Origin of the sequence: Aquirhabdus sp. (assembly GCF_046462495.1) — a bacterium.
GTDB lineage: Bacteria > Pseudomonadota > Gammaproteobacteria > Pseudomonadales > Moraxellaceae > Aquirhabdus.
This window is the reverse complement of record NZ_JBKGVE010000008.1, coordinates 45050-64545: the sequence shown is the minus strand read 5'-3', so window position 1 is coordinate 64545 and position 19496 is coordinate 45050. Positions and strand designations below refer to the sequence as shown.

Here is a 19496-nt window from a genome sequence, read left to right as displayed (position 1 = left end):
TTTATGTTGACTCACGCGGGTTGGTGTCACCATAAAACACTCCAGATTCAATTCATTGGCACATTAGCTGTAAACTAACTGATAATAGGGTCTTGGCAAGATAGAAATTTGTATGTAAAACATTAATTCAGCAGTCTATCGCTTTGTCCTTCACCTGAGATTTTTTTCGCTATGCCTCAAAACAAGTTACCAGCCACAGATTCTGGAATCTTTCTGTGGATGACGTACCATGCAATGAAGCAAACGGGGCTGGACTGCGCAGCAATCTTTGCCAGTGTGGGCATGCCGGATTCGCCGCCAGATCCCAACATGCGTCAAATCAACTCGCCTCAAGGGCAATTTTGGGCAGCCGCTGAAAAAGTCAGCGGAGATCCCGATATCGGGCTGCATATCGGTGGGGCGATGCCTGCTTTTCGTGGTCAAGTCATCGAATATCTGTTCTTGAGCAGCCCTACCTTTGGTGAGGGTCTGGAGCGCACACTGCGCTACCATCGCCTGCTCACGGACGCGCTGCATATTAAATTGCGTATTGAAGGGGGTAGTGCCATTCTGTATGGTTTCGAGCATCCCGTAAGACACTATCTAGAGTGTGCTGTTGCTGCACTGATGCAATTTTTATGGCATGTCACCGATGCTCAATTTCAGGCTCAAGAAATTGGTTTTATATACACCGAAGGGGCTGCGCCAGAAGATTATGAGCGTATCTATCGCTGCCCTGTGCGCCTTGGTGCGACAGAAGGCATCATCCGTTTTGACGCAGCACTTCTAGAGCGCCCATCACCTGCAGCCGAACCTCAGCTCTTGGCGGTGCATGAGAATCTTGCACTACAGCGTATTTCTGATTTGGATCGCCGTGAATTGGTTCATAAGATTGAATACGAATTAACGGGTTTACTGGAGCGTGGAGAAGTCACACTGGAAAGTGTTGCAACCCTACTGAATAAAAATCCACGCACATTGCGTGCGGATCTAGCCCATATCGGCACTCACTTTAATGACGTTGTGGCGAACTATCGTAAACGTTTAGCACAGCAGCTATTGGCCCAGACTCAAGCCCCCTTAGATCAAATCGTTTATCGAACAGGATTTTCTGAACCCTCTGCATTTATCCGGGCATTTAAACGTTGGACGGGTGAGACCCCGATGAGCTACCGCGCACGCAAGCAACCTGAGCGTAAGCATTGACTGACGTAATGTGAGCATTGACTACGGAGCCATGTGTAATTTGTCGCTACGATCAATTATTTTTGAGAAACACTGCTCTATACTGATCTCTAATTGCTAATCCGATGCTTCTTTATCCAAGAACTCCATCAAATCTCTGCGCCCAAACCTCCTGTTGTTTGGAGCCAGCCAGACTAAGAACTCATCGCTTTTGTCAAAGATAAATTATGGATAGCCTTGATCACTTTGGATACTAAGTTCGACATAGTTAATCTGTTTTCAGAATGAACTATGTGAAATGTGTTCCCGACTGATCGGCTCACTATGTTGAGGTTCATGAAATGAATGCAGCCGTTCACCCAAATCATCATCCATTAAAAGCGCGTCGTGTCGAATTTGATCTATCCAATTCACCACTGCATTGGATTCCAAACGATCCATTTGCATCACACGCCATTAATGGTATTAATTTACTGCTGCCTGCAGGTGAGTTTTGGTTTTGCCGCGTTTTTAATAAAGCCCTGCCCTATGTGACCGACCCAATTCTGCGTTCAGATGTGCAAGGCTTTATCCGCCAAGAAGCGATTCATGCGCGTGCACATGCCAGTGCGCAAGAGTTCCTCCATGCACACGGCATGAATACAGAGGAAGTTTTACAACGTGTGACATGGCTGTTTGAAGAGTTTTTGGGGGACGCACCTCTAGGCATCTCCGCGTTGAAGCTCAAAGCACTTGAAAAACCTTGGCTCATTTTACGTGTAGGTATCATTGCAACAATTGAACACTTCACTGGAGTTCTGGGGCAATGGTCACTGGATAATACCTCTTGGGATCTTGCAGACCCTGTGGTCGCTGATCTATTTCGCTGGCATTTAGCAGAAGAAGTCGAGCATCGCACCGTCGCATTTGATTTATTTGAACACCTCTGCCAAAACCAACTTGGCTTTTATATCAGCCGGCAAGCGCTGATGGCAGCCGTTTTCCCCTTATTCCTCTACTTCCTAGCATCGACTGGACGTAACCTTGCACGCCAAGGCAGCGATGACGAAAGTCTAAAAATCGGCAGACAATCCCTCCTGCGTTTAATTCTAAGAATGGAAACCGTCGGTCGTAAAACAGAGAATGTGCCGACATTAAGCTTCCTGACACTTGCAACGATTCGCTGGATTTCACCTAAATTCAATCCAATCGATGAAGGAGATACCCAGCAAGCGCTCGATTACTTTGCAAAATCTCCAGCAGTACAAGCCATCAAAACGCATTAAACAATCAAGCCCCAATACAAACCGAAGCAATTTGTATTGGGGTATCTGTATTTAGTGGATACTCTAAAAATTATTCTTTTCTTTATTTTGTGATTTTCTGATCTTAGAAAAGAACTTTACAAAAACTGCTCGCATGATCCCCAAACTGCTTTATACTTTTAGATCAACTAATAACACGATGTATTCATGTCTACAGCTTCGTCTGGCAACACCACGTCTTTATCAACGCAAGCAAATCTTCCTCTGCAAAATGGCTTGTTCTTATATGCGCATCCCGACGCGCATCATAGCCATCGCGTTAGATTGGCATTAGCTGAAAAAGACATCGAATACACCCTGATCCTTGTCGATCCCGATGATCGCCCCGAGGACCTTGCTGCACTAAACCCCTATAATACTCTGCCGACTTTGGTTGAACGCGAATTACGCCTGTTTGAAAGTCGCATCATTTTAGAATACTTAGATGATCGCTATCGCCAGACTCGCTTACATCCAGACTCGCCAAGCGCGCGCGCTTTGGTTAAACAATACGCATGGCGGATTGAGCGCGACTGGCTCGTCGCAGCTGATATTTTGCTGACTGACCCCTCATCGCTGGATGCCAAGAAAGCAGCTGCCGCCAGAAAAGCCCTGACTGATTCATTGATTAGCTTATCACCGCTATTTGGGCATCAACCGTATTTCTTAAGTGATACCTTTGGTTTATGTGATTGCTTGCTGGCCCCTGTGCTATGGCGTTTGCCACAAATGGGGATACAGTTGACGCCTAATTTGGCTAAACCGCTGCTAACCTATTGCCAACGTCTATTTGATCGCCCCGCATTTGTTCGCTCGCTCACCGCGCAAGAACGCGCCAGAAACCGAGATTAGTAACAATCTAACAAGTTGGTCAAATATTGCTGTAAAATTCAGCCTATCTGCAATGCATTAACGTCGAGTTGAACCTATAAACTGCGAGAGTTCATCATGAACACACCCATAACTGTCACCCCAACACGCCCCTACCTTGTGCGTGCGATCTACGAATGGATCAATGACAATGCACTAACGCCTTATCTGTTAATCAATGCTGAAGAACATGGCGTATTTGTCCCACAGCAATACATCAAAGACGGTCAAATTGTGCTGAATATCGCACCGCATGCGGTTCAACAATTATTGATGGATAACGATTCGGTCGGATTCAGTGCGCGATTTGGCGGGGTTTCCCAACAAGTCTATGTGCCGATTCGCGCCATCATGGGACTCTATGCCCGTGAGAATGGCCAAGGACTATTCTTTGATGCCAGCGAATATCCTGCCGAACATGAAGATGACAGTTCCCTATCCAGTGACCAAGAGCTCTCTGCGGATGAAGTGGAAGCTCCGAAAAAGCCAAGCTTGCGCGTTCTGGACTAATCACGCCATTTAAGTGCATTTTAATGATGTAAATTTTTCTGAATTTCATCTATGCAATAGGTGATTTCAGTGATGAATTTGTCATTCAGCCATGCTACCTTTGATGCCTTACCCATTCATGGATTCAAGTTTGTCTTTTATGTTTGTAATGGAGTATATCAAGAAAAACGAGCGACTCACGAACTCAATGAAAAGTCTGCATTTATGCCACTTGACGATGAGAGAAGCTGATCGAGCTTACCAAACCATTATTCATCAAAGATGATCTACAACAAAACGTTTACCATCATGGTTTGTCATAACTTTGCATAAATAAAGAGAGAGGAATTTGAAAATGACGTTATCTTTGCTACAGCATTTACGCGAGACTCAGGGTGCAGGACTAGTCAGCGAAACAACGCAGCATTTTGGTCTTGGAATCGATAAGGCGACAGGATTTATTAACGCAGCACTTGCTCTCGTGGTCGGACGCTTAGTCAACCTGAATCAAACGCAAGGAACCAGCAAGGTTCTCGAAATTTTGGACAAACAAGATACTGCAGCACTTTGGCAAGACACCGATTTTTCAGAAGCCCACAAAGAGCTGACCTCCTTGGGAGGTCTAGATGATGCGACAAGTCTACAAGCACTCAACCTCGTCGCAGACCGCAGCCTAAAAGCCATCCATAGCTTGGAGCAGACTGCCAGCCTCGGTAAAGAAGGCATGAGCGAACTATTAGATGGTCAAGCAGAACACCTGCAAGGTCATTTCCCCGACTGGATTTATGCTGCTGCAGGTTTACCGGCATTGATTGGTGCTGCGGCATACAATACCGTCAAAGAAAGCGTAGCCAGCCTCGGCAGCATCTTACGTCAAGCGGGTGACGCAATTGCTGACACAGCTTCCGAAGTGGCTCAAAAAGCCTCTGAAGTCACCTCTACTGCTGTGGATACTGCTTCTGAAGCCGCATCCAGCGTTGCAGATAAAGCCAGCGAAGTCACCGCAAGTGTTGTTGAAGGCGCTTCAAACATTGCAGCGAAAACGTCTGACGCCACTGTCGCTGCTGTTGCGGCAACGGGCGCTGCCGCCGCATCTGCTGCTCATCTTGCGGGTGATGCTGTCCATAAAACTGCTGCCGCAGCTGGTGATACCGTTGCCAAGGTCGGTACAGTGGCATCTCAAGCGGTGAAAGAACCTGCTTCTTTCTTCTTACGCGCACTGCCGTGGGTTGCTGTGATTATTCTGATTATTTTGGGCCTACTCTTCTGGAAAGGATGCCAACAACAAACTGTGCCTGTAGCTGCATCAACGACTCCAGCCTCAGCCGTAGCAAGCACGACTTCAGCAACATTAGTTCCAGCTACGCTATCCCTGCATACAGGTGCACATGGTGAGCTTTTGAACTGCCAAGGTACTGTTGGTAACGCCGATCTGCAAAAGAACTTTATCGAAGCCGTTCAAGCACAATTTGGCCCCGCTACAAAATGTGATCTGAAAATTGACAGCACTTATGCAACTTCATTTGCGGGTCTAGCGGGTTTAAGCGAAGCACTCGGTGCAATCAAAGCATCACCGAATACCAGCTTAGAATTAAGCGGTGATAACGTCGTCGTCAATGGTCCAGACCAAACTGAAATTGCAAAACTGATTGACCGTCTAAAAGCCCTCTTCGGTACAGGAGTGACCGTAACTGCCGCCGCACCACTTGATGCAGCTACGGCAGTCAGCAATAGCGTTAAAGCAGCGACTGATGCACTGTCATCGATCAAAGCTACTGACGCAAAAGCTGAAGACGTGATCCATGCATTGAATCTGCAAGTGATCAACTTCCCTACTGGTGGTGCAGCTCTGCCTGCCGAAAACAAAGCGGTGCTCGATCAAGCTGCGACACTGATCAAAGCAATTCCGAGCCTCAAGCTTGAAATCACAGGTCATACCGACTCTACAGGCGACGAAAAAGCAAACGTTGCACTCTCTGAGCAACGCGCTAAGTCTGTTGCGGCTTACCTCGTCAGTAAAGGTGTTAATGGTTCTGCATTAACCGCTAAAGGTTTAGGCTCAAGCAAACCCATTGCAGACAATGCAACCGAGCAAGGTAAATTCCAAAACCGCCGCATTAGCTTTGCGTTGGTGGGTGCTGGATCGTAATTGATCAGTATTTGCATAAAAAAATGGACTGCTTATGCAGTCCATTTTTATACAAATACATCATTCAAACCACTTCAACTTCTCTCTCAACTTCACCACTTCACCGATGATCGTCAGCGTCGGTGCAGGAACATGTAATCCTTCGATCAAATCCGCAATTGTTGCCACCGTCCCCACAATTACTTGCTGATCGGGAGTTGTACCTTTGCTAATCAGCGCGACAGGCATATCCTCACGTAAACCATGCGCGATCAGCTGTTTACAGATATTCCGCAACCCTACCAGCCCCATATAGAGTACCAAGGTCTGGTTTTCATAAACCAGTTCATCCCACGGCAATTCAGGGGAACCTTCTTTAAGATGGCCCGTCAGGAAGCGCACGCTCTGTGCATAATCACGATGGGTTAGTGGAATCCCTGCATAGGCACTACAGCCAGACGCAGCAGTGATTCCGGGAACAACCTGGAATGCAACGTTAGAGGCCACCAGCTCTTCAATTTCTTCGCCACCACGCCCAAAGATAAAGGGATCACCACCTTTTAAACGACAAACCCGCTTGCCCTCTTTAGCCAAGCGTACGAGCAATTGATTGATATCTTCTTGCGGCACGGCATGATCAGCGCGAGCCTTGCCCACATAAATACGATCTGCATCCCGACGAACCAGCGCCAAGATCGGTGCCGACACCAAACGATCATAGACCACCACATCGGCTTGCTGCATCAGTCTTAAGGCTTTAAAGGTCAGTAGATCAGGATCACCGGGACCCGCACCAACCAGATAGACTTCGCCTTGTTGCTGCGCATTCGCTTGCCAATCTGCAAGAACCTTAGGCATTGCCGCATCTGCTGCAGTGCGTAAACCGTTGAGCACCTGTTCACCGATCGTGCTGGCATAGAGGTTTTCCCAAAATATGCGCCGCTGATTTGGATTTACGATTGCGGCTTTGACCAGAGGTCGCCAATCACCAGAAAACTTCGCGAGCTCGCCAAACTTTTCAGGAATCAGAGACTCAATCTTGCTGCGTAACTGACGAGCAAGCACGGGAGATGCCCCACCGCTTGATACGGATAAAACGAGTGGTGAACGATCAATAATGGCAGGAATCATAAAACGACAATGCGGTGGATCATCAACCGAATTCACCAAAATATTGAGCGCTTCACTATCTTCAAAAACTTGGCTGTTCACTGCGGGATCATCGGTCGCGGCGATCACTAGGCGATAAGGTTTCAAATCATGATCTGAAGAATAGCCTGCCAAAGTCACTAAACCACCACTAATCTGTGCGAGTTGAACAAGCTCAGGCAGTACTTCTGGCGCAATCACATGAAGCCTCGCACCCGCCTGAACCAGTAGATCCGCTTTGCGACGGGCAATGGCTCCCCCGCCAACCACCAAACACAGTTGACCGGTCAGCTTGAGTGCTATGGGTAATACATCCATACGAATTCGTCCGGCTAATGAGGCATCGCCCTTTGACTTTATTTACCCCGCCATTATCTGGCGGGCTTTCTTATTAAAAATAGCTTGTTTTAAAACTATTTAATGAACTCAAGCCCACCAACATATGCACGTAAAGCAACAGGAACATTAATCGAGCCATCGGCTTGCTGATGGTTTTCCATGAGCGCCAATAATGTACGGCCCACTGCCAAACCTGAACCATTGAGAGTATGCACAAACTCAGTTTTCTTATCAGCTTTATAACGTGCCTTCATACGGCGCGCTTGGAAGTCGCCGAACATAGAGCAGCTTGAAATTTCACGATAAGTATCTTGGCTCGGTAACCAGACTTCAAGATCATAGGTTTTTGCTGCTGAGAAACCCATATCGCCACCACAGAGCAATACTTTGCGATAAGGTAACTCAAGCGCTTGCAAAATTGCTTCCGCTTGACCCGTAAGCGTCTCAAGCGTCTCAAGCGAGTCTTCAGGTTTAACGATCTGAACCAGTTCCACTTTCTCAAACTGATGCTGACGAATCAGACCACGTGTATCACGACCATATGATCCCGCCTCACTGCGGAAACACGGCGTATGCGCGACGAACTTTAAAGGCAGGGTCTTTTCATCAATGATCTCATCACGCACTAAATTTGTGACAGGCACTTCTGCGGTGGGAATCAGATAATAAGGTTTTTCACCAGACAACTTAAATAAGTCTTCTTCAAATTTAGGCAGTTGACCTGTACCTTTTAAACTGTCGGCATTCACCAGCAGCGGCACATAAACTTCGGTATAGCCATGTTTTTCGGTGTGGAAATCCACCATGAACTGAGCCAGCGCACGTTGCAGGCGCGCCAACGGCCCCTTGAGTACACTAAAGCGTGAACCAGTAATTTCTGTGGCTTTGGCAAAATCCAAACCACCCATTTGTTCTCCCAAATCGCTATGATCCTTGATCGGGAAATCAAATTGGCGCGGCGTACCCCACTTGCTGACTTCAACATTGCCTTTTTCATCTGCACCCACGGGCACAGAGTCATCCGGCATATTCGGGATGCTCAAAGCATGGGTTTCAATTTCCAGTTGCAATGCATCAAACTCTGCTTCTACAGCCTTTACTTCCTCACCAACCGCTTGCATACGCGCCATGAGTTCTGAGGCATCACCACCCGCTTTTTTGATCTGACCGACTTGTTTGGCCCCATTGTTACGTTCGGCTTGTAACGTCTCGGTACGTCCCTGCAAATCTTTACGGCGTGACTCAAGCGATGCCCAAAGTGCTGCATCAAGTTGCAACCCGCCCCGTTTGCTCAAAGCCGCGTTGATGACATCCAGTTGATTGCGCAGTAATTTAGGGTCTAACATCGTAAAGTCCGTAATATCGTCAAAGCCAAAGGCCAAAAATGGAATAAGTAAAATCTATACACGATAGTGTAAGGGGTTTAACCCGTGATGGGTAGATGGTCGACATAGAATCACTTTTGCCCTAACCATCCCACTCCATCACGAATCAGCCAACATCAATCAATTCTGCATCAGTGCCCTGATGCAGGCGATTTACGACGCGGTGGGCGGCTGCTTGGCGCATTGCCATTCGGCTTGCCACCTTGTGGCTTCTGTTGATTGCTATAAGGATTTTGACCACCCGCACCAGCTGGTTTTGCACCACCAGTTAAATTACTGCGCGGATTGCTTTTTGGACCATTTTTATGGTCACGTGGCGGGCGTTGCACTTGCGGCTTACGCAGCGGTTCCGCTTTGATTTTTGGGTCAACTTCAAAGCCTTTGATCACACGTTGTTCAAGCTTACGCTTCATCAACTTTTCAATATTGGCCAGTAAGCCAAGCTCATCAATACACACCAGCGAACAGGCCTCACCTTCACTACCCGCACGCCCTGTACGACCAATACGATGCACATAATCCTCAGGGGTATTGGGAAGCTCATAGTTTACAACGTGTGGCAGTTGGTCAATATCAATTCCACGCGCCGCAATATCAGTTGCGACCAACACCTGCAAACGGCCCGCTTTAAACTCGCTGAGCGCACGCTCACGCGCGGCCTGACTTTTATTCCCATGAATCGCCATGGCAGAAATACCGCTTTTATCGAGTTGCTCAGCTAAGCGATTGGAACCATGTTTGGTCCGAGCAAAGACCAATACTTGTTCCCAACGATTGGTCGTGATCAGATGCTCAAGCAATGCCCTTTTACGCTCACGGTCAACGGGATGAACCACCTGACTGACCAGTTCTGCTGGTGCATTTTGCTTTGCAACTTCAATATAGACAGGATCATTCAAAATCCCTGAGGCTAAGGTTTTAATCTCTGCAGAGAACGTTGCCGAAAATAAAAGGTTCTGACGTACTTTAGGCAATAACGGCAGGATTCGACGAATATCACGAATAAAGCCCATATCCAGCATGCGATCTGCTTCATCAAGTACTAGCGTATCAACACCGGACAAATCAATGGTTTTCTGTCCGATATGATCCAGCAGACGCCCAGGCGTTGCCACCAAAATGTCGACACGGCGATTCAAACGTTCTTTCTGTGGATTGATGTTCACACCACCAAAAATAACCGTCGATTTGACATCGATGTGTTGACCATAAACACGGACGCTTTCTTCCACTTGCGAGGCCAGCTCACGTGTCGGAGTAAGAATCAACGTACGAATCTTAGCTTTATGCGGCACACGGGAAAAATCAATACGGGATAAGAGCTCAAGAATAGGTAACGTAAAACCCGCCGTCTTCCCCGTGCCAGTTTGCGCAGCTGCCAGCAAATCACGACCCGCAATCACCGCAGGAATTGCTTCAATCTGAATCGGCGTTGGCGAGGTATAACCCTGCGCTTCAAGCGCACGGACGATTGCAGGGGACAAACCAAGTTGTGCAAATGTTTTCTGCGTAGGTTGCGCCGGATCAATAGGTTGTGTTGCAGGTGTTGCTGAAGAATCATTTACCACTAAAGACATAAAATACCGCTCATCATTCAAGGCGTGGTTGCAATTGATCTCTCGTGTGTCATACCACGATGTCAATATGCAACATAAACGTCATTATAACAGCTTCGGCTTATGCATTGTTCGTAGTATAGTCAAGCCTATCGAATGACAGGGTGAATGTTGTTTTTTGTCACTGACACAATCCATTTTTTACTTTATCTTCATCCTGTTGTAAATTTAAGCTGTTATTCATCGCAACTTAAATTTAATAAGCTACGCATTTAATTTGTAGCCATTAAAAAAGGGTATCCACGTGAGCTTGCTCAATAATTTTTTGGTCATCGGCATCCTTGTGATTTTTGGTGCCTTCTTATCCATGTCCGAAATCTCCATCGCTGCAGCACGCAAAATCAAACTGAAAATGCTGCATGCCGAAGGTCAACTTGATGCGCAAAAAGTACTGACCCTACAAGATCAAGCAGGGAACTTCTTTGCCGCTGTGCAAATCGGTCTGAATGCCATCGCCATCTTGGCTGGTATCATCGGTGAAGCCGCATTTACCCCATATATTGAGTACTTTATCGGGCAGTTTTATCGCGGCGAGGCATTATCGACGATTAGCTTTATTCTCTCATTCCTGTTTGTGACGTCAATGTTTGTTCTCTTCGCAGATTTGATGCCTAAGCGCATTGCCATGACCTCACCCGAGCAAGTGGCGATTCGCTTGGTTAATCCATTATTGCTGTTTATCAAAGCCTGTACCCCTTTGATCTGGTGTATCAATGGCTTAGCCAATGGTCTATTTAAACTACTCAATATCTCTACCGTGCGCAATGATGAAATCACTTACGACGATATCGCAGCCATGGTGGATGCAGGGGCACAAGCCGGGGCAATTCAAAAACAAGAACTGCATTTGATTGAAAACGTCTTTGAGCTGGAATCACGTACCGTCCCCTCATCCATGACTTCGCGCGAAAGCATTGTTTACTTTACCTTGAAAGAAAATGGTGAAAGTTTAAGACAGAAAATCGCAGCACACCCACATTCAAAATTTCTGGTCTGTGATCAAACCATCGATAGCGTAGTCGGCTATGTCGATACCAAGGATATTCTGCTCCGGATTATCAACAACCAGCCCCTTGCTCAGATCAATGAAGCGACCATTCGTAATGCGCTTATGATTCCTGACTCTCTGACCTTATCGGAGCTATTAGAGCGTTTCAAAATCACTCGCGAAGACTTTGCCGTAGTGATTAATGAGTATGCGCTGGTTGTCGGCGTGATCACGCTCAATGATGTCATGAGCACCGTAATGGGTGATCTGGTTAGCCAGCACCAAGAAGAACAAGTGGTACAACGCGATGAAAACTCCTGGTTGGTCGATGGTGTTACACCGATTGAAGATGTCAAACATGCGTTAGGCATTGCAGAGTTTCCTGATGAAGAGAACTACGAAACCATTGCTGGTTTTATCATGTATATGCTGCGTAAGATCCCTAAGCGCACTGATTTCGTTGAATTTGGTGAATTCAAGTTTGAAGTCGTCGACATTGACAACTATAAGATCGATCAGTTGCTCGTGACTCGCCTGACAAACGCACCCAAGAAAACATCATAGATTTTAATTTTTGCACTTAACCTCATGCTACAAGGACGTCTCTTTCATGAAAAAAGCGGTTTTTATTACGGGTGCAGGCGCAGGGATTGGTCAGGCCACTGCACGTGCTTTTGCAGAACTCGGATGGTTTGTTGGCCTTTATGACCGTGATGAAGCCGCTGTGAAGAAACTCGCACTAGAATTTGGCAGTGAAAACGCCTTGGCAGGAAAACTCGATGTCATCGATGCAAAAGGCTGGGAGAAATCCTTAGCGGAATTTTTTGGTCGGACGAATCGCTTGGATGTACTGATCAATAATGCAGGGGTTTTATATTCCGGTCCTTTTGAAAACATTAGTATTCAACAGCACAAACAAATTTTTGACGTGAATGTCCAAGGCGTTGTCAACGGCTGCCATAGTGCATTGCAGTACTTAAAGCAAACCCCTCACTCTCGGGTAGTCAATGTCTCTTCTGCCTCAGCAATTTATGGACAGCCTAGTCTTGCAACTTACTCCGCCAGCAAATTTGCGATTCGCGGCTTAACTGAAGGACTGGATAATGAATGGCGAACTTACGGCATTCGTGTGGTCGATGTGATGCCGCTATTTGTGCAAACCGCCATGGTCACCGATATGGATGCCGCTAGTATCCGTAAACTGGGTGTTCACCTCACTCCACAAGATGTGGCGGCTGCAATTGTCCGTGTGGCTACCGCGCGTTCATTACTGACCCCGACCCATACACCCGTCGGCTTATCAACGCGGGTGCTCTATGCCATCTCCGGCCTCGCACCTGACCGCTTGAATCATTGGCTCAATGGTTTTGTCGGCAAATAAGAACGATGAAAGCCCTTATCATTGCAAAAAGGGCTTTTGCAAGTCAGCATTACTGATCAATGACATCGACACCCTTAGGCGGCACAAACTGAAATTGGCTGTTGGCAATGACCGGGTTCAACTTCGCATCGCTAAACAGCACTGTGGTCTGCTGCCCCAAAGAGTCGGCAAGCACCATTTGAGTAGGGATATTGCCTTCAAAGCGAATGGCTAGACTTTCAAAGACCCCATCCTTCGCACGTGGGTAGAGAACAAAATATGGAATTGCATTATTCGGCTGAGTCACTTTATAGGATTTCATGATCTGCGCTGCATTGCCTGAGAGTAACAATGCTGGGGTATTGCTCATTTGCTCATCTAATGTCTGACGCGTGGCCTGCTGTAAGTCAGGATCATAGATCCATACGGTTTTACCACTGGTCACGATCAATTGCTTCATCGGGCTTGTGGTCTCCCAGCGAAACAATCCTTGACGCTTCACCTGCATCAAGCCACTAAAAGTTTGCCCCAAATGACTCGACTTGAGTCCGGCTTTAGGCGAAGCCACCTGCTTAGAGGGTGATGTTGCCTTTGTGGTTTGACTAAAATTGGCTTGTAAACTGCCCAATTTACTTAATAAAGCATTCAACGATGATGTTGCTTGCGCTTCAGTGGCAGCCACTTGAGTCGTCATCTGCCCAGCTAGAGGGGCCGCATTGGCAACAACTGGCAAAACTGATGCCACATTAAAAGCAATCAGAATCGCCAATGAACTTTGCAAGTGACGCATATTTTTCCCCAATTTAAATGTGTAAATTCAATCGTCTCTATCTATGTGGCTATTTTGCAGATTGTTGCGATGGCTTTCTAGGGCTGTTTTGTGTGGAGTGATATCAGAAAGGTTGGATTTGGTAAACATTAAGGATGAATCTTGCACGACGATCTGCACGTAAACTTTACACATCTAGGTACCGTGACACCTCAATCACCTAATAGCTATCCTTAAAACAACATCGTAAAACAAGTCACGAGAATGATACATAGGCCTCAAAAACGTTTATCATGACGAGCCAGTAATTGAAATCTGCGCAATTAAAAAAGAAGTGATATCGTCAAGGATGATCGATAGTAATGCAGACTTTATATACACATCGGCCAAACGATATGTTGGAAAACAGAATGCCGTACCAGATCCACCAAATTTTTAAAAAAATTTGTCTATTCATATTGTTGTGCTGCTTTTCCGAAGTCTATGCGGCGCCTATAGACATGGGCAACAGTACGACATCGAATAAAGATGAAGAAGTCAAACGTACAGTGCTTGGTATTATGAGCTATACCCGCTGGGTTCCACCGCCTACACCGATTAATCTGTGCATCGTTACGCCCACAAAACATTCAGGCTTACTTGAGAAACTTGATGCATCAGACGCAATGAATAAAATCGTCGTCTCTAAACAAAACTATGATGCCAATGCGCTCGCTAGCCAATGTGATGCGATTTATTTTGGAGATACTTCCCCAAATGATCAGCAAAAAGTCATCACCGCACGACAAAACAAGCCCATCCTCATCATCAGTGAAAATAACCCAAACTGTGAGGTAGGCAGTAGCTTCTGCTTGAATTTAGAGACGTCACCCATTACTTTTACAGTCAATCTTGACTCACTGACACGCAGCGGCGTTCGCGTCGACCCAAACGTTTTGCTGCTGGGACGCAAGAAAAAGGCGGCGCAATGAAAAGAACATTTTTTAGCACCATCATTGGCTCTCAGACCCAACCGACGTTAAAGCACATCTTTAAGCGTACGCACTTTGTCGTTCTTTTGATTGCACTGCTCATCTGCGGCTTTTCTCTATCCGTTTTGTCCTTGTTCGCACTCGATAATTATGCCAAGAAAAATTTGCAATTAATCGCCAGTACCGTCAGTTATCGGGTTGAAGCCGGTGTCGTGTTTAATGATCGGCCCGCGATTCAGGAAACAATTGACCAGCTTGCCTATCGCGATGACTTTTCCACCATTCGAATCGAGGACATCCATGGTCAGGTCTTAGCTGAGCTCAAGAACACAAAAAAAGGCTCTTTTGATGCACTGGACCAACTCTTCAATCACTTTATGTTTTTGAATCCAACCTCTGAAGCAATTAAACATGACGATGAGACTGTTGGAACAGTCTGGGTTTCAGGCAACTCTAAAGTCATTACCAAATTTTTGAGTCAAGTCTTGTTGGGGCTGGTGCTTTGTCTGGTGATTACGCTCATCTCCGTCAGCTATTTTTCATATCGTACACACGGCTATATTGTTCAATCTTTTGAGAAAATGACAACCGTAGCAAATCTGGTCAGAGAACAGCGAGCCTTTAATCTGAGACTTCCCAAAGCAAAAATTCAAGAACTCGACGAACTCAGCCAAGACTTCAATAGTTTATTAGACGAAATTGAACTTTGGCATCAAAACTTGAAACAAGAAAACGATACGCTGACCTACAAAGCGCAGCACGACAGTCTGACAGGGCTGCCGAACCGAGGCTACTTTGAAACACGTTTAGAGTCGTTGTTTCATCAAGCCAAAGACAGCTCACAGCTTGCATTGCTGTTCTTTGATAATGATCGATTTAAAGAAATTAATGATACCTATGGCCATGCCGCAGGTGATTTTGTTTTAACTCAAACCAGCGTGCGACTACAATCTCGCTTACGCCAAAAAGACTTTTTAGCGCGCTTAGGTGGGGATGAATTCGCAGCGATTCTGCCGCAAATCGTTGATGAGAAAAATGCCATCATGGTGGCGGAGGCGATTCTTGCGACCCTAAACGATCCGATTTATCTGCCCAATGGCCAGCGTTTGTTTATTCATCTCAGTATTGGGATTGCGCTATCACAAGATTGCAAAACACCGGAACAATTACTGGAAAAAGCCGATGCGGCCATGTATCACGCCAAACGATCACCAAGTAATAGCTGGTATCTCTCTGATTAAAATACCCTAAACCCACTTGCTCTATCTTAAGCAATCACGATCCAAGGAGTTTATCTTGAAACGTTATATGAGTTTTCTAAAAATCGGCAGTTGTATCGCACTCGTACTCTCTATCACCGCATGTCAAAACCTAAATGGTCTTTCAAGAAAACAAGTTGCCGTCCTCAAAAGCCAAGGCTTTGTCCTGCAACAAGAAGGCTGGACTCTAGGCTTACCAGAAAAGTTACTCTTCAACAGCAATGAATCAGATATCAAACCTGAAACCGCTCAAACCATTATCGGTGTCGGTCAGCAGCTCACTAAAGTCGATGTCACCCATTTACTGGTCAATGGCTACACGGACAACACCGGCGCCGCCAACTATAACCAAGAGTTATCTCTCAAACGTGCACAGGCCGTTGCTGAACCATTGATTAAAGGCGGCATCCCAGTCAAAGATATTCAAGTTGTTGGACGTGGTGAAGCAAATCCAATCGCCGATAATGCGACGCCAGAAGGACGCAGTGAGAATCGCCGTGTTGCGATTATTGTAAAACCTCAATGAATGATTTAGCTTTCGCATAAAGCTGGTTATCAATCTAGAGACGAGTCGATATGTCGAAATACGTTGTTTTGCATACGACTCGCCCCTACACAGATGGAGACGCTTCCTTACTGACAAGCCTTCTTGAGCAACGAATCAAGTTATTCTCCATCGTTGGCATAGAGTGCACGGAATGGGAAGAAGCTATGGATTGGCTGTGTATTGATCTCAATCTCAAAAATAAGTCTGAAGATTTTTTTTGCGTCACAACGTCACACCCTGGTGAAGAGCTAAATGATGTTATTGAGTTTGTAAATACTTACTCTCAGCTCAATGGCGATGAAGAAGCAGTAAAGCTCATTAACATCTAAGTTGCATCTGACATATGGACCATACATATCAAACATCAATGAAATGATGAGAATCCATCATGAAATATTTGGGTCGCCCAGAGCAGTATGCATGCTTCATATGCCGTAAATGCTTCAAACGCAACCAAGAAAATAATTTTGGGCTAAACCATCGCTTTATGACCAGCGAACAATCAAAAGCAAAACAACTGGAAGAGAAACTGCTCAAAGAACAACGTATCTATAAATGCCCAGATTGTGGGTCCATAGCACATCATATGGGAATAGACTTTAAAGCCCCTAAAAAGACTGATATCAAAGCATGGCAAGAGGTTGAATCTTTTATTTTATCTGGAAGGATCTATTATCGCGGGTCACAGGACAAAGATAGAGATATCCACTAGAGAGCAAGTAAAATCACTAGACCTATACTCTTCCATAAAAAATCCGCCTTTCGGCGGATTTTTTATTTCAGTACAAACAAATATGTAAATATTATGCTTGAACTGGATCGACGATCACGTAGCGACGACCGAATGCACCTTTAACCGCAAAGCGGAGAATGCCATCAGCAGTTGCAAACAGAGTGTGATCGCGGCCCATACCGACGTTTGCACCAGCATGGAATTCAGTACCGCGTTGACGCACGATGATGTTGCCAGCGACGATTTTTTGGCCGCCGTACATTTTCACACCGAGCATCTTAGGATTGGAATCGCGACCGTTACGGGTTGATCCACCAGCTTTTTTATGTGCCATGAGTTTTAGCTCCTCAAGCGAAAAATAAGTTTAAAAACAAAGTCAGAAATAAAAGCTACGAATTACAGAGTAATTGCAGTAATTTTGATTTCGGTGAACCACTGACGATGACCTTGTTCTTTGTGGTAATGCTTACGACGGCGATGCTTAACAATACGGATCTTGTCATGGCGACCATGGCTCAGGATTTCGTAAGTTACGCTTGCACCAGCAACAGTCGGCGCACCGATTTGGATGTTATCACCATCCACAACCATCAATACTTCACTATCAGTGATGCTTGCACCAGTTTCTGCTTTCAGCAGTTCAACTTTCAAGTATTCACCAACGGTTACACGGTGCTGTTTACCACCGCTTTGAATCACTGCATATGCACTCATATTACACACTCAACTATTACCCGTGTTCGCGGTGCCGATACGAAAGATGTTTCGGGCTTCAAACCTGCGTCACTGGGTTGATTCATACAAATCATTAGACCGCGCATTGTAGAGATTTTACTTGGCCACGACAAGCAATATTTTGCACATTTTATCACCAGATTACGCAAAATATTTGTTCAATAATCTATGCGCTGGATGAATAAGCATAAAAAATGCATTCTTGAGACTAGAAGTTGCAACAAGACACGGTTAGCATGGAGTGACATGATGTTTATAAACGTGATTCTGTTTGGAAATTTCCAAATCTACGCACCTATTTATGGTGCCCCCTTTTGATCTATGGGCTTTTCGCTTTTAGTTAAAATTAAATTCGTTAAAGCGTGCTCTATATGAGCAGCTATGAGCAGCGTTAAATATGACCGACTTCAATAGTATTTTACAGCCTGTCGCCGATGATTTCGCCGCAATGGATCATTTTATCAAAACAGGAATCAACTCTAAGGTTCCATTGGTTCTGCAAGTCAGTAGCTATGTGGTGGAAGCAGGTGGAAAACGCATGCGTCCTCTCATGTCATTACTGGCAGCCCGTGCTTGTGGTTTTGACGAAATCAAAAATGAGAAACACGGCAATCATAATCTGAAACTGGCTGCCATTATCGAAATGCTGCATACCGCAACGCTGGTGCATGACGATGTCGTTGATGAGTCGGGATTGCGCCGTGGTCGTCCAACGGCTAATGCCACATGGACCAATGCAACCGCCGTTTTAGTGGGTGACTACCTGATTGCTCGCGCGTTTGATTTGTTAGTGAGCTTAAAGGATTTAGAACTGCTGCATATTATGTCGAGTGGCACTTGTGAAATTGCTGAAGGAGAAGTCCTGCAATTACAGCATCAGCACAATCCCGACTCGACTGAGGCAGACTACTTACAGATCATTTATGGCAAAACCTCGCGACTGTTTATGCTTGCAACCGAAGGCGCAGCCCTACTTGCCCATACCGAGCATCTTAGAGTACCCTTAAAAGCCTATGGTGAACATTTCGGCAATGCGTTCCAGATCATCGATGATATTTTGGATTACACCTCAGATGCGGCAACATTGGGTAAAAATATCGGTGATGACCTCGCGGAAGGCAAACCAACACTGCCATTGATTGCAACCATGCAGCGGGTGCATAACAGCGATAACGAGATGATTCGTCGCAGTATTCAAACCGGTGGCCTGAGTGATTTAGATAAAATTGTGCACTTGGTGAAAACCAGCGGAGGACTGGAATATTGTCAGTTCCGAGCAAAGGAAGAAACCGATCTGGCCATTGCTGCTTTGGCGCCACTCCCTGATTCGATCTATAAAGAATCATTGATCAACTTGGCAAAATTGGCGTTGTCACGCCTGAATTAAATCCCTATCGGCATGCATAGTAAAAAAAGCAGCATGCATGCCGCATTCAAAAAATGTAACAAAATAACAAGGGCTTAATAAGAAAATCATAAAATATCAATATATTCAAAGCCTTTAGCCAACGCTCATCTACTCATCCCCTTAAAACAACCACTCATCGTCAATAAACAACCACGGTTTGATACAGACAGTTTCATAAACTTGCTCTACAGTGGCTTGTACAAATGCATTATGAATAAGCAATTTTTTGAATGCTTTCAAAAGTTTTGTTTTCAAAAGCCTAAAAAAACCACTTGTTTCATTTGAATCGGTAAACATCAGCTT

Annotated in this window: 20 protein-coding genes; 13 read left to right on the top strand and 7 right to left on the bottom strand. The window is 45.7% G+C overall.

Going from position 1 to position 19496, the window contains the following annotated elements; all coding sequences use genetic code 11:
- The first annotated feature begins 219 nt into the window (after nucleotides 1-219).
- The 5 genes from ACLHG7_RS10170 (at nucleotide 220) to ACLHG7_RS10150 (ending at nucleotide 5955) form a co-directional block, all read left to right on the top strand.
- Nucleotides 220-1185 carry an AraC family transcriptional regulator gene (locus ACLHG7_RS10170; protein ID WP_410210925.1) on the top strand — a complete coding sequence of 322 codons (966 nt, stop codon included), beginning with the start codon at nucleotides 220-222 and terminating at the stop codon, nucleotides 1183-1185.
- A gap of 320 nt (nucleotides 1186-1505) precedes the next feature.
- Complete coding sequence (locus ACLHG7_RS10165) at nucleotides 1506-2429, top strand: metal-dependent hydrolase (RefSeq protein ID WP_410210924.1); 924 nt, start codon at nucleotides 1506-1508, stop codon at nucleotides 2427-2429.
- 186 nt (nucleotides 2430-2615) lie between these two features.
- Nucleotides 2616-3299, top strand: coding sequence for a glutathione S-transferase N-terminal domain-containing protein (locus ACLHG7_RS10160; protein ID WP_410210923.1), 684 nt, complete (start codon nucleotides 2616-2618; stop codon nucleotides 3297-3299).
- 96 nt (nucleotides 3300-3395) lie between these two features.
- The gene (locus ACLHG7_RS10155; RefSeq protein WP_410210922.1) at nucleotides 3396-3827 is read left to right on the top strand and encodes a ClpXP protease specificity-enhancing factor; all 432 of its coding nucleotides are present in this window, start codon (nucleotides 3396-3398) and stop codon (nucleotides 3825-3827) included.
- A 334-nt stretch (nucleotides 3828-4161) separates the two neighbouring features.
- Nucleotides 4162-5955, top strand: a complete 1794-nt coding sequence (locus ACLHG7_RS10150; protein WP_410210921.1) for an OmpA family protein — start codon at nucleotides 4162-4164, stop codon at nucleotides 5953-5955.
- A 60-nt stretch (nucleotides 5956-6015) separates the two neighbouring features.
- Here ACLHG7_RS10150 and cysG read toward each other — a convergent pair whose 3' ends face one another.
- From cysG to ACLHG7_RS10135, 3 genes are all read right to left on the bottom strand, one after another.
- On the bottom strand, nucleotides 6016-7401 hold the full coding sequence (gene cysG / locus ACLHG7_RS10145) for a siroheme synthase CysG (RefSeq protein ID WP_410210920.1): 1386 nt from the start codon (nucleotides 7399-7401) through the stop codon (nucleotides 6016-6018).
- 95 nt (nucleotides 7402-7496) lie between these two features.
- The gene (gene serS / locus ACLHG7_RS10140; RefSeq protein WP_410210919.1) at nucleotides 7497-8768 is read right to left on the bottom strand and encodes a serine--tRNA ligase; all 1272 of its coding nucleotides are present in this window, start codon (nucleotides 8766-8768) and stop codon (nucleotides 7497-7499) included.
- Nucleotides 8769-8938: 170 nt separating this feature from the next.
- Nucleotides 8939-10384 carry a DEAD/DEAH box helicase gene (locus ACLHG7_RS10135; protein WP_410210918.1) on the bottom strand — a complete coding sequence of 482 codons (1446 nt, stop codon included), beginning with the start codon at nucleotides 10382-10384 and terminating at the stop codon, nucleotides 8939-8941.
- A 283-nt stretch (nucleotides 10385-10667) separates the two neighbouring features.
- Between ACLHG7_RS10135 and ACLHG7_RS10130 the strand changes: the two genes are divergently transcribed.
- Both ACLHG7_RS10130 and ACLHG7_RS10125 read left to right on the top strand, forming a co-directional pair.
- Nucleotides 10668-11975, top strand: coding sequence for a hemolysin family protein (locus ACLHG7_RS10130; RefSeq protein WP_410210917.1), 1308 nt, complete (start codon nucleotides 10668-10670; stop codon nucleotides 11973-11975).
- A gap of 46 nt (nucleotides 11976-12021) precedes the next feature.
- Entirely contained in the window at nucleotides 12022-12792 is a 771-nt protein-coding gene (locus tag ACLHG7_RS10125; RefSeq protein WP_410210916.1) for an SDR family oxidoreductase, read from the top strand.
- A gap of 49 nt (nucleotides 12793-12841) precedes the next feature.
- On the opposite strand, the gene lolA is transcribed toward ACLHG7_RS10125, so the two are convergent.
- A complete protein-coding gene (gene lolA, locus ACLHG7_RS10120) occupies nucleotides 12842-13561 on the bottom strand; it encodes an outer membrane lipoprotein chaperone LolA (protein ID WP_410210915.1) in 720 nt (239 codons plus the stop codon).
- A gap of 389 nt (nucleotides 13562-13950) precedes the next feature.
- Here lolA and ACLHG7_RS10115 point away from each other — a divergent pair, with 389 nt between their 5' ends.
- Genes ACLHG7_RS10115 through ACLHG7_RS10095 form a run of 5 tightly spaced genes read left to right on the top strand, consistent with a single transcriptional unit; the run spans nucleotide 13951 to nucleotide 17029 of the window.
- Nucleotides 13951-14511, top strand: a complete 561-nt coding sequence (locus tag ACLHG7_RS10115) for a YfiR family protein (RefSeq protein WP_410210914.1) — start codon at nucleotides 13951-13953, stop codon at nucleotides 14509-14511.
- Complete coding sequence (locus ACLHG7_RS10110; protein WP_410210913.1) at nucleotides 14508-15752, top strand: diguanylate cyclase domain-containing protein; 1245 nt, start codon at nucleotides 14508-14510, stop codon at nucleotides 15750-15752. Before ACLHG7_RS10115 ends, ACLHG7_RS10110 begins: the two co-directional genes overlap by 4 nt.
- 55 nt (nucleotides 15753-15807) lie before the next feature.
- Nucleotides 15808-16296: an OmpA family protein gene (locus tag ACLHG7_RS10105; protein ID WP_410210912.1), complete on the top strand. Its 489-nt coding sequence runs from the start codon at nucleotides 15808-15810 to the stop codon at nucleotides 16294-16296.
- A 50-nt stretch (nucleotides 16297-16346) separates the two neighbouring features.
- The gene (locus ACLHG7_RS10100; protein ID WP_410210911.1) at nucleotides 16347-16646 is read left to right on the top strand and encodes a hypothetical protein; all 300 of its coding nucleotides are present in this window, start codon (nucleotides 16347-16349) and stop codon (nucleotides 16644-16646) included.
- A gap of 59 nt (nucleotides 16647-16705) precedes the next feature.
- Nucleotides 16706-17029 (top strand): hypothetical protein, encoded by a 324-nt coding sequence (locus ACLHG7_RS10095; RefSeq protein ID WP_410210910.1) that lies wholly within the window; start codon nucleotides 16706-16708, stop codon nucleotides 17027-17029.
- 91 nt (nucleotides 17030-17120) lie between these two features.
- Here the strand turns inward: ACLHG7_RS10095 and rpmA are convergent, their stop codons facing one another.
- Both rpmA and rplU read right to left on the bottom strand, forming a co-directional pair.
- Nucleotides 17121-17384: a 50S ribosomal protein L27 gene (gene rpmA, locus ACLHG7_RS10090; protein ID WP_114897900.1), complete on the bottom strand. Its 264-nt coding sequence runs from the start codon at nucleotides 17382-17384 to the stop codon at nucleotides 17121-17123.
- 62 nt (nucleotides 17385-17446) lie between these two features.
- The gene (gene rplU, locus ACLHG7_RS10085) at nucleotides 17447-17764 is read right to left on the bottom strand and encodes a 50S ribosomal protein L21 (RefSeq protein ID WP_114897899.1); all 318 of its coding nucleotides are present in this window, start codon (nucleotides 17762-17764) and stop codon (nucleotides 17447-17449) included.
- Between the two features lie 418 nt (nucleotides 17765-18182).
- On the opposite strand from rplU, the gene ACLHG7_RS10080 reads away from it, so the two are divergent.
- Nucleotides 18183-19172 carry a polyprenyl synthetase family protein gene (locus tag ACLHG7_RS10080; RefSeq protein ID WP_410210909.1) on the top strand — a complete coding sequence of 330 codons (990 nt, stop codon included), beginning with the start codon at nucleotides 18183-18185 and terminating at the stop codon, nucleotides 19170-19172.
- Nucleotides 19173-19313: 141 nt separating this feature from the next.
- Here the strand turns inward: ACLHG7_RS10080 and ACLHG7_RS10075 are convergent, their stop codons facing one another.
- Nucleotides 19314-19490, bottom strand: a complete 177-nt coding sequence (locus tag ACLHG7_RS10075) for a hypothetical protein (protein ID WP_410210908.1) — start codon at nucleotides 19488-19490, stop codon at nucleotides 19314-19316.
- Nucleotides 19491-19496 lie beyond the last annotated feature (6 nt).